At 42.4% G+C, this 11735-nt stretch carries 8 protein-coding genes and 1 tRNA gene; 5 read left to right on the top strand and 4 right to left on the bottom strand.

The features are described from left to right. The 4 genes from mutL to BN8899_RS06655 all read right to left on the bottom strand — a co-directional run bounded on the left by mutL (position 1) and on the right by BN8899_RS06655 (position 3506). The gene (gene mutL, locus BN8899_RS06670; RefSeq protein ID WP_065218828.1) at positions 1-1887 is read right to left on the bottom strand and encodes a DNA mismatch repair endonuclease MutL; all 1887 of its coding nucleotides are present in this window, start codon (positions 1885-1887) and stop codon (positions 1-3) included. Positions 1888-1897: 10 nt separating this feature from the next. Then, a complete protein-coding gene (locus BN8899_RS06665; protein WP_065218827.1) occupies positions 1898-2206 on the bottom strand; it encodes a hypothetical protein in 309 nt (102 codons plus the stop codon). A gap of 23 nt (positions 2207-2229) precedes the next feature. Continuing rightward, positions 2230-3318, bottom strand: coding sequence for a lysylphosphatidylglycerol synthase transmembrane domain-containing protein (locus BN8899_RS06660; protein WP_065218826.1), 1089 nt, complete (start codon positions 3316-3318; stop codon positions 2230-2232). A 114-nt stretch (positions 3319-3432) separates the two neighbouring features. Beyond that, a tRNA-Ala gene (locus BN8899_RS06655) sits at positions 3433-3506 on the bottom strand. A 138-nt stretch (positions 3507-3644) separates the two neighbouring features. On the opposite strand from BN8899_RS06655, the gene BN8899_RS06650 reads away from it, so the two are divergent. From BN8899_RS06650 to BN8899_RS06630, 5 genes are all read left to right on the top strand, one after another. Further along, positions 3645-4247 (top strand): RNA polymerase sigma-70 factor, encoded by a 603-nt coding sequence (locus tag BN8899_RS06650; protein ID WP_018339217.1) that lies wholly within the window; start codon positions 3645-3647, stop codon positions 4245-4247. Between the two features lie 46 nt (positions 4248-4293). Next, on the top strand, positions 4294-5430 hold the full coding sequence (locus BN8899_RS06645; protein ID WP_065218825.1) for a FecR family protein: 1137 nt from the start codon (positions 4294-4296) through the stop codon (positions 5428-5430). 157 nt (positions 5431-5587) lie between these two features. After that, positions 5588-9238, top strand: coding sequence for a SusC/RagA family TonB-linked outer membrane protein (locus BN8899_RS06640; RefSeq protein ID WP_231932285.1), 3651 nt, complete (start codon positions 5588-5590; stop codon positions 9236-9238). A gap of 12 nt (positions 9239-9250) precedes the next feature. Beyond that, positions 9251-10750, top strand: a complete 1500-nt coding sequence (locus BN8899_RS06635; RefSeq protein WP_065218823.1) for a RagB/SusD family nutrient uptake outer membrane protein — start codon at positions 9251-9253, stop codon at positions 10748-10750. Between the two features lie 8 nt (positions 10751-10758). Next, entirely contained in the window at positions 10759-11718 is a 960-nt protein-coding gene (locus BN8899_RS06630; RefSeq protein ID WP_148375311.1) for a hypothetical protein, read from the top strand. The last annotated feature ends 17 nt before the right edge of the window (positions 11719-11735 follow it).

Genomic DNA, 11735 nt, shown 5'->3' with positions numbered 1-11735 from the left:
CTATTTGAACCATTGGGTTACATCTTCGTTTTTCAGGATGTGGATGATCGTTTTCCCGTCAGCCGTGTAATTCGGGTGTTGGCAGGTGAAAAGATTGTCGAAGAGGTCGCTCATTTCTTGCCGATCCAATACCGTGTTGTAATCCATTGCGGCGGCTTTTGCCAGCGACAGGGCGATCCGTTCCCGCATCTTGTCCCGGATGGAGCCTTCCGTGTTTTTGTAGTGCTCGATCAGGTTCAGCAGAACTTCCTTTCCCCGGGAGGTCGAGAGGTCGGGAGGGGTAGAATATATAGCATAACAGTTTTTCCCGAATTCGCCCAATTCAAAACCTAAAAGCATGAGGTCGTCGAGAATGTCTTTCACCAGCATGAAATCCTCTGCCGATAATTCCAGTGTTTCGGGGAATAGGCTCTTTTGCCCTCCGGCGGGTTGATGGGATAACGTCTCCTTGTAGCGTTCGAACAGGATGCGCTCGTGTGCCCGTTTCTGGTCTATAAACATCAGTCCGGAATGAACGGGGGTCACGATATAGCGACCTTTCATCTGCACGAATGAGATCATGCCCTGGTGGTCTTCTTGTTTTTCAGCCATCTCCGGTATCACGGTTTGCACTTCTTCCGGCTTGTCTTCCAATCCGGCAAAGAGTGCATCCCAATTCGCGGGCACTTGTTCTTTGCGATGATAGTCGTGATTTCGTTGGCTACTATTGCCTCCGCTGTTCCCGTGTGATCGTTCCCCTTGCTCGAAATCCGAGTCTTCTTTGGAAATAGACGTCGAATAATTGAACGGGTTGTAATTTGGGTTGTAACTTACCTTCGGCACCTTCGGAATGACAGGTACGTCGGGAGCCACGAAATCTACTTTATCTTCCGTGTCGAAGTCGATGGTCGGGATGACGTTGAATTTTCCCAAAGCTTCTTTTACGCAGGCAAGGATGATCTGGAAAATAGCACTTTCGTCTTGGAACTTAATTTCGGTTTTGGTCGGGTGTATGTTCACGTCGATGATAGACGGGTCTACCGTGAAATACAGGAAATAGGATGGGATCATATCTGCGCTGATTAATCCCGAGTAAGCTTCCGTGAGCGCTTTGTGGAAAAAATTATGTTTCATGAAGCGGTCGTTCACGAAAAAATATTGTTCCCCATAAGTTTTGCGGGCGTGTTGAGGAACGCAAATGAAACCGTTGATGGTTATAATACCGGTTTCGCAATTCACGGAAAGTAACTTCGAGTTGATGTTTTTGCCAAAGGCATTCACGATGCGTTGTCGCAACCCGGATGCCGGAAGGTTGAATATTTCATTTCCGTTGTTCGCCAGGGTAAAGGTCACTTCCGGGGTGGCAAGGGCTACTCGCAGGAATTCCGTGGTGATATTCCGCAACTCCGTGTTGTCGGATTTCAAGAACTTGCGTCGGGCAGGGATCGTGTAGAACAAATTTTTCACGAGCATATTCGTTCCCCGTGAACAACTGATGCTCTCTTGGTTTTTCAACTCTGAGTCGGCAACGAAGAGGTAAGTCCCCAATTCGTCTTCTTCCCGGCGGGTACGTAATTCCACTTCTGCCACGGAGGCGATGGAAGCAAGGGCTTCGCCTCGGAAACCCATGGTGCGTATATTGAATAAATCTTGCGCGGAGGAGATTTTGGAGGTTGCGTGTCGTTCAAAAGCCATACGGGAATCTCTCGGCGACATTCCTTTCCCGTCGTCGATCACCTGGATGAATCCTTTTCCCGCATTTTTTAATATTACCTGTACTTTGGTTGCCCCCGCATCGATAGCGTTCTCCATTAATTCCTTCACCACGGAAGCCGGACGTTGCACGACTTCTCCCGCGGCAATCTGGTTTGCCACCGAATCGGGTAATAGTTGAATAACATCTGCCATACCTGAACTCCTAGAAAAATTTCATTATGAGGTCTAACTTATAAGTAACCAAATAAAAAGCGACCATAAGTATAACGATCAATATAAGAAATAAGCGCGTGGCATATCCTAATCCCGTTTTTGGGCGATTGCTTCTTTGTTTGTTATATTCCCGTTGTAAACTGGCTCGCACGTCGGGGATGTATTCATTCCCGTTTTCATCGAGACCCAATTCGGCACGGATACGTTTCTCCCGTTCCTTGCGGGCTTCCGCTTCCGGGTCCCAGTAACGGGGTTTTAGGTTGAAACGCCTGTATTCCGGTTGTTTAAATAGTCCCATGATTCAATTGTAACTTTAAATATTTACTTTTTCTCTTTCTTGGTGGATTTCCCGAAACTTCGGGCAATCCACTTGGGTACGATGAACGCTCCTATGAACAGGTAAGGATAGTAGCTGATGAGTCTCCAGAGAATAGCCATCGCAATGGCGACTCCTGCGCTCGGAAGAAACTCCCCGAGGTATTTGGAGAAGACAAATTCAGCGAAACCACTACCTCCCGGTGTAGGGCTTACCAACATCATGATCCACATGACAAGTTGTCGTGCAAAGATAAGAAAATGTTGCGCCCAATCATAGCGTCCGAACCAAAAAGCTACAAGAATGGCATTCACAACCCAGTAACGTGCGGTCCACGAGAAGAATGTAGCCCCGAAAGTTTTTAACCAGAAGACGAAGGGCATCTTTCGTAATTCATGGGAGTTACGGATGATGTCGGTGCCCGCCTCGTTGGCATCGTGGCGCCATTTGCGAAGGATGCGCCACTTGAATAATTTCATAATTAGCCATTTGAGTCCCCTGGGATTTTTAAATAACCCGTAACTCAATATCAGGAGATAGGCTAGTTTCACGCTGTAACCGATGGCGGCGAAGGCGATCAGGCTGTCGACAACCGCTTTGGTTGTGTCGGGCATATACCACAAGGCTTGGTGATTCACGCATAGAAGTATGATCGGGAACATGATGATAAAGTACAACTCGTCGAGAAAAGAGGTTGCCATGACCATTGCCGAACTTTTGCCCACGCCGATGCCTTCCTTGTGCACGAAGAGGATCGCAAGGCTGGTGCCTCCAATGGCGGAGGGGGTGACTGCCGACGTGAATTCCCAAAGAAAGATGATGCGTAAGGATTGGAGCCACGTGAGTTTGTCTCCGGAAAGTACCCGGATTCGTGTTACGTACCCGAAATCCCGGATCGCCATACACAACAGCGCCACGAATAACCAGAATACCGTGTTCCACGTGAAGGTGATCATATCAAATGCCTTCGGGTCGAATTCTTTGTATAGCATATAAGATACCACTGCCAAGCCGATGACAATGGGGTATATGATTTTGTAAGGACGAATTTTCTTTGTCAGCTTCTGGTTTCCCTCCGTGCTCTCCTGTGCCATAATTTCGTTAATTTATTCGCTACTAAATTACGAAATTGTATGGAAAAGCAATGAAAACAAGTAGTAAAATAAAAAAAGCAATTAACGGATTTAATATCAATTAATTGCTTTTCGTGGAGAATAACGGAATCGAACCGTCGACCTTTTGAATGCCATTCAAACGCTCTAGCCAACTGAGCTAATTCCCCGTTTGCGGATGCAAATATAGATAAATTATTGAAAATAGAAAATATCAGAGGAAAATTTGAACAATTTTTGTCGGGAACAGTATGTGGTAAACGGAAGATTTTTCCGTAAATTTGCACACTGATAAAAGATGTCTACTAATGAATGCTCAAGGTTTAGAAAATGAGCAAGTATTACTTGCCTTGTTAAGAGAGGGGGATGAAAGAGCTTACTCTTATCTATTCAAAGCATTTTATCAGGCTTTATTTAATTATGCAGGGCGGGTTGTTCATGATGAGGATTATGCACACAATATAGTACAAGGTGTGTTTTGTCGTTTTTACGAGAATCGAAAAAAGATAGTCATTGAAGGAACGTTAAAATCGTATCTGTATCGATCCGTTTATAATAGTTGCTTGGATACGCTAAAGCATGAAAAAATAAAAAATATTTATAATGATCAGGTTTTACTTGATTTTTATTCTAAAGAAATTGCTTTGGCTCCCGAGGTGGAGTTGAATCTTCGTCGAGAAGAGATTCGTAAAGCAATAGATGTTTCCATAAATAAATTACCGGAACGTTGCCGACAAATTTTTGTGATGAGTAAGATTGAAGAAAAATCGAATCAAGAAATTGCAAACGAATTAGGAATTTCTATAAAAACAGTTGAAACTCAGATGAGAATAGCTCTTGCTAAATTGCGTAAAGATTTAGGTTGGCTATATTATATGATTTTTCTTGATTTTTTTTCAAAAATGTTTTAAGGGTAAATCTCGTGTGAGTCGTCTTGAAGATATATAAAAGACGATTATGCAGATTACGGATGACATTATCATACGGGTTTTAGAGGGAAAAGCCACGAAAGAAGAATTTGTGGAACTGAAAGCCTGGTTGCAGGATGAGGATAACCGACAACATTTTGAATATCTGAGAGAAATTTGGAATGTGATCGGGGGACCTATGCTTTCCGTGAAGCAAGAAGCTAAAGTATGGACAGATTTCAAGGCATATATGCATAGGTCACGGGTAAAGCAAGTTATTTATAAATGTTCGAGATATGCGGCAATCGTTATTGTCTTATTCGCAATTCCTCTGTTTTTTTTATGGATTCGAGGTGATGAGAAGGAGGTTGCTATCCGGCAAGAAATTTCTATTAACCCGGGACGTTTTCAGGCTATTTTAACCGTTCCCGGGGGAGAGTCTATTGAATTGCGACCGGCAGAAACAAAATGTATCGATGTCAGTAAGAACGGGAAAGCAACAAATGGAGAGGGGGGATTGGTTTACGAGAGGCGAACGGGGGCATCTCCGGCGGAATACAATCAAGTACATACCCCGTGCGGGGGAGAATATTCTGTGATGTTGGCGGATGGGACCAAAGTGTACATGAATTCCGGTTCAACGCTGAAGTTTCCGGTTGTATTCAATGATTCTACCCGAGAGGTCTATTTATCAGGGGAAGCGTATTTTGAAGTACAAAAAGATTCAACAAGACCTTTCCGGGTAAAAACGGATGCCATGGTATTGAGTGTTTATGGTACAGAATTCAATATCAATACATTTGAATCGATTAAGACGGTTCTGTTTTCCGGACGTGTAGGTATTAAAGGAAATGATAACAAGGAATATATCTTGGAACCGTCGCAATTGATCGAATATGACAAGAGTGGCAATTTCGTGCAATTGCGAGAGGTCGATACAAGGGTTTATCTTGCCTGGAAAGAGGGATATTTCTTTTTCGATAACGAAAATTTAGCACATGTCCTTGCCGCTTTAGGCAGATGGTATAATGTCGAATTTGAATATAACGAAGTTGATGTGAAGGATATGCATTTTACGGGGCATATAAAAAAGTATGAAAATATGAATGTTATTTTAGATGCGATTCGAAGAATTGTTCACGTGCGTTTTGATATAAACGGGAGAAAAATTGAAGTAACTAAATAAGAGAGACTCGATAGAGCCTCTCTCGTTAAAATAATGTGATTCTGTGTCCTGGAAAAACAAGAGAATCACGAGTATTAATTAAAAATACAAAACTATGAAAAAAGATGGATTATACTTCTCTTTCGGGAAGTATAGTAGACAAAAAATTTTTTTACCTATGAAATTGTGTGTGTTATTTATGTTGTGTTTCGTTGTAGGTGTATCAGCCAAAGTTGCGGCACAACAAGAAAAAGTGAATTTGGATCTTCAAAATGTTTCCGTTAAACAATTGTTCCTTGAAATTCAGAAACAAACAAATTTATCTTTCATCTTTAGTATGGAACAAGTTGCGGCTATCGGGAATGTTTCGGTCAAAGCCGAGCAGGAAGTCGTGGAGAATGTTTTGAGGCGAGTGTTCAAGGATACGAAGCTTGCTTTTGAGTTTTCCGGTAATCTCATCATTGTTCGCACGGATGATGACAAGAAGGAAAAAAGCAAAGAGATAAAAATTGTCGGTAAAGTCGTCGATGAAAAACAACAACCGTTACCGGGAGTCACTATTCATGCCAAAGGATATTCGGTAGGGACTTCCACTGATAAAGACGGGAAGTACACTTTTCGGTTTGTGGAGACAGACAAGGAAACGATACTGATATTCTCGTTTATCGGAATGGAGAAACAGGAGATAAAATACACCGGGCAAGACACGATTAATGTTACTTTAAAAGAAACCGTGGCACAGTTAGAGGAGGTAGTTGTCAGTACTGGATACCAGCGTATCGATGCGCGTAAGAGTACAAGTGCTATTACCACTGTCCGGGCGGAGGATATTGTAACTCCTGGGCTGCAAACAATAGACCAGATGCTGGAAGGACGGGTCCCCGGTCTAATGGTGTTACAGAATACGGGGCAGATTGGGGCAACTCCCCGTTTACGTATTCGCGGTTCGTCAACTGTTTTGAGTTCTCGAGAACCGGTATGGGTTCTTGATGGCGTGATTTTAGAAGATCCCGTGGATGTCGACCCCTCGCAAATCAATGATCTGGACTTCGTGAATCTATTAGGGAATGCCATTTCAGGGTTAAATCCGGAAGATATTGAACAGCTTGACGTGTTGAAGGATGCTTCCGCTACAGCTATTTATGGTGATAAAGCAGCGAATGGGGTTATCGTGATTACAACTAAAAAAGGACGTCCGGGACCTCCTTCCGTTACTTATTCGTTATCCGGTAGTTTCACGCAACGCCCGAGTTACAAAGATCGCAGTGTAAACGTGATGAATTCTAGAGAGAGGGTAGCCTATTCGCGCGAGTTAATCGAGAAACGAATGGCTTACCCGAATGCAGAAACCTGGGTTGGGTACGAGGGGGCATACCGTGATTACATGAATGGATTCATTAACTATTCCCAGTTCCAACGGAAAGTGGATAAATATGAAACTATGAATACAGATTGGTTCGACATTTTGATGCAAAATGCTTATTCCCATAAACACACGTTGAGTTTTTCCGGCGGTTCTTCCGAACTGCGTTATTATGCTTCCATGGGGGTAAACAATGTCATCGGAACCGTGAAAGGCGAATTGAATCGGCAATATACTACTACGTTAAACGTTAATGGTAATTTCAATAAATTTTCCGTGCGATTCGGTTTAACGGGTAATTCTGCTAAAAAAGAGTATACTCCCAGTAATGTGGGCGTAACCGAATTTGCTTACAATACTAGCCGGGCTATTCCCGCGTATGACGAGAACGGAGGATATTATTACTACAAGAAAGAGATGCAGGGTGCGGATGGGGAAACCTTTTATTTCCCGGTAAATATTCTGGAAGATATGGATAACTCCTCGCAAACGATCAATCAAAACGGTTTAAATCTTCAGGCTACCGTGGGATACCAGATTATAAAAGATTTGAAAGCTGAAATTTTGTTAGGGTATAGTTTCTCAAACTCTAAATCTCAAACTTGGTATGGAGAGAGTAGTTCTTATTGTAAGAACTTGAATAAATCTTTGCAATATGCAGACGAGGCTGAATGGATGGAAAACACGGAATTGCCGGACGGAGGTGTGCTGGGGGACTCCCGTACAGACCGTAACAGTTATACCATACGAGCAACCTTAAATTATGCGTTTAGTGCAGATAAGGAAGAGAACCATAATTTAAGTGCTTTCGCGGGCTGGGAGTTAAGTTCTAATAGATATAAAACGACAGACAGAACTATTCGGGGGTATCAGAAGGATCGGGGAGAAACAATTGCCACATTTGATCTGGATGATTATCCGAAGTATAAAGAATGGATTGAACGTGGAGATGCCTTCGGAAGATTCTCCAATTCGTTAAGCAATAAAGTATCGGCGTTTATGGTGTTGGGCTATGGATACAAGGATATATATCAATTCAATGTTAATGCCCGTGTCGATTATTCCAACAAGTTTGGAGATCGTGCTAATGATAAATTCTTCCCCATTTGGTCTGTAAGTGGTCGTTGGAATATGAAAAACAATATATTATGGTCTGCTGATTGGATTAATGAACTGGCTCTGCGAGCTTCGTTCGGTTACCAGGGAAATGCCCCAAGCGTGGCTCCGAATATGGTGATTCAGAAACAAGCAACCAGCAGTTGGTTCAACGAGAAATATTCAACAGTAAAATCTTTCCCGAACCCGAATTTGAAATGGGAGAAGACGTCGAATCTCAATTTTACTTTGGATTTTGCTTTCTTCCAAAGAAAAATAAACGGATCCGTCAGTTATTATTACCGAAAAACGACAGATGCTTTCCTGGATTCTAAAGTCACGGATATTAATGGAATCACCTCCTATAAGGTAAATACGGGAACAGTTACAAATCAGGGATACGAATTGGCGTTGAACTTTATCCCGGTAAACACAATTGGAGCTAACGGTAAAGGATTTCGTTGGCGTTTTGATCCGCAATTGGGATCCGTGATCAACAAGTTAATTAGCCGTGCTATTGATAATAAAGACAAAACTATGCGAGATGATGAGGAGTTAACTTATCAGGATTATTTGAATGGAACCGTACAAACGGTAAATCGCTCTATTGATGGATTTTATTCTTACAAATTTATGGGATTAGATCCCACGGACGGGCGACCTATTTTTCCGATTACGGCAACAACAGAAGAGGAATTCGGGGAGAAATTCTCATCGATGACCAACGAAGAACGTTACATGAGCCAGATGGTGTATTCCGGAGAGCGTACGCCTTTTCTATCTGGTGGGATTTCCAATACGTTCACGTGGAACCGTTTTTCGATGTCTTTGTTTTTATCTTACAGTATAGGATCTAAAATTCGTTTGTTAAGATTGTACTCCTCGATCAATTCTTCCAATTTGACGATGGCTCCGGACCCCATGGAGAACGTGCGTAGTGAAATAAAAAGACGTTGGAAAAATCCAGGCGATGAAACAAAAACAAGCATCCCGGGTATTCTATCGAATAATGCGTTTAAAGAAACGGTATCCTACAACACTGAATGGTGGCGTAGCAGGAGTTACAATGCTGCTATCGGGCGTAAGGATGTTGCTGATCACATTTGGCAGATGTATGACTATTCGGATATTCGGGTAGTAAGCGGGGATTATTTGAAGATATCTTCGTTGTCGGTTCGGTACAATATTCCGGAGAATATCCTAAAGAAAGTTGGAATTCGATCTGCCTATGTTGGCTTCTCGGGCACAAACCTCTATACGTTTTGCAGTAAAAAGTTGAATGGACAGGATCCCACGCAATCAGGAAGTTCTTCTACGATTACGCAATCAGTACGTCCCACTTATTCGTTGACTTTAAATGTAAGTTTCTAAATAGATGATATTATGAATAAGATATATTTATTTTTAGTTTTGTTATTTCTGGGAACCACGTCTTGTAGTGACTTCCTGGAGGAATATTCGCAAAACTTATCCTACGTGAACACGATAGACGATTTGGATGAATTGTTGATGGGGGGAGCTTATTGGATGCAAACAAAAAGTAGTATCGATTTTTACTTGTATTATTTGAATACAATGGATGACGATATTGCTTCAATAAACATTTCTCATAATGTAAAATCTCCGGGTTATTACATGAGGCATTTTTATACTTGGCAGGAATACTCGTATATATCTAGTGACGAGGGCGATAAAACTTGGGGCGTTGATGCTGCATGGGCTAAATTCTATGAGAAGATTGCTGTTTGCAATTCCATTCTAGTGGATATTGAGCGTTTTACCGGGGAAGAAAAATATAATCGGGTAAAAGGGGAAGCTCTTTTTTTACGAGCCTTTTATTACCTCTACATGGTAAATATGTGGGGAGAGCCATACGATAAGGATATTGCCACAACCCAGTCGGGAGTGCCAATAAAAACTTTTTCTGAGGTGGAGGACAAGGATTATTCTCGGAATACCGTGGCTGAATGTTACGAGCAAATAGTAAAAGATGCAAAAGCAGCTTTAAATTACTTGAAAGGGGTTACGCCTTCCTCCGCCAAACGAGTGGGAGAGCAGGCGGCACGAGCCCTGTTGGCTCGAACTTACTTGTACATGGGGGAGTATGCTTCAGTTATACAACAATGCGATTCTATATTGAATTCTCCTAAAATGTTAGCATTGATGGATATGAATACGATGTCTGTGAGTGACTACGAGGATGCGACAACCCATGTCGGAAGTTCGGAACTTATATTCACGGGGTCCATGGGGCAAAGTTGGAGAAGTACCTCCGGATATCGATTTACCGTATCGGAAGATTTGGTAAGTTGTTACGAAGAAGGTGGCGACTGGAGGTTTAGACTAAACAAGCAATCTCATTTCTTTAGTTACAAAACAGCGAAGGGAAAAACTTTCTACACACGATGGTTGATGGATGGTAATCAAGAATGGATTGGTTTTGGTTTCGGTTATCCGGAAATTTATTTGAACAAGGCAGAGGCTGCCGCCATGTTGGGCAGGAACGAAGAAGCTATCTCCACGCTGGAAAAATTGAGAGAAACTCGAATCGAGAATCCCGCTTCTATTCGAGGATTATCGGGAGAATCTCTGGTCAAGTTTACTCGTAAGGAACGTCGTCGGGAACTTTGTTTCTCTTATCATCGTTGGTTCGATTTGCGGCGATATGCCGTTGCGCCTCAATATCCGGAGGCGATCACGATTAAGCACAAGTGGGATGCTGATGACAGCGACTTGGAGAATGGTACATACGTGTTGAAGCCTTATCCGGAGGACGGGGGATGGGTATTGCCTTTCCCGACGTATGTTTTGGAAGATAATCATGGCGTGTTGGTCGATAATGTGCGCCCGGCGAGAAGAATAGAAAGTAGTACAGGAGAATAATGAATGTTATGAAAATGAAGAATATTATTATCGGTTGTGCATATGGAATGCTATTGAGTTTATTCGGATGCTTCCATGAGGCGGAATTATCTGAATCCAAACAGGATCGGGATTGGTATATCCTGGAGGATTCCGATGATAAACTGGATCATTTGCGATACTTGGTTTTTGAACAATACGGGGTTCCTATTTTTTATAACGACACGATCGGGAGCCGGACGGACGGAACAGATGTGTATGGTAATCCGGTTATTTATTACGAGATTTTAGACCCGAGTTATGATTTGGTAAGCGTTAATGATGAAATTGAAATTAAACTTGCCACAAATCGAGAACAAATCATGGCTGCGGTTTGCTTCATGAGAGATGAAGTTTTGCCGATGTTGAATTCTACGGGATTGCTTCCCCGTTGTTTCTTGCTTGTCGACAGTGTCCATGCAGCTTGTTTCAGTTCCAGTGGGGCGTACCGGCATGAGGTTAATGTTTGCCGAAGTTTAATGGCTTCTCTTGTTGGTAGAGTGGATCGACTGGAAGAAATGTCCGATGAGGCGAAGAAACGATTTGCCGTAGAAATTGCTGCAGAAGAATGGGCATCTTACTTGACTCAGTTCAAGAAAGAAGAGTTGTCGCCATTCTACTCGATTAGCGAAACCGAGGTGTATTCAAAATCGACGACCTATTCAAAGTATTCGAGTAATACAGGACCGGCTACGCTGAGTGTTCCGTATAAAGATTATCGTGAATATGGCTTTTTAGACTATAGCCATTGGGAGGCATACCAAGAGGGTTCCTCTTATAAAACGGTAAATAAACAATATGATGTCGCAGACTACGTGGCAGAAGTATTACTTGACGACGATGAGGCTTTTGAAGAAAAGTATAAAAATTATAAATGGGTATTGCAAAAATACGAACTCATGAAGGGTATCGTAAAAACAGTAAAAGCAGAGTTGAAGGTAAATAATTGAAATTTTAACGCTAGTAA

This window comes from Butyricimonas sp. Marseille-P2440 (assembly GCF_900091675.1).
Lineage (GTDB): Bacteria > Bacteroidota > Bacteroidia > Bacteroidales > Marinifilaceae > Butyricimonas > Butyricimonas synergistica.
This window is presented reverse-complemented; position numbering and strand designations above follow the sequence as displayed.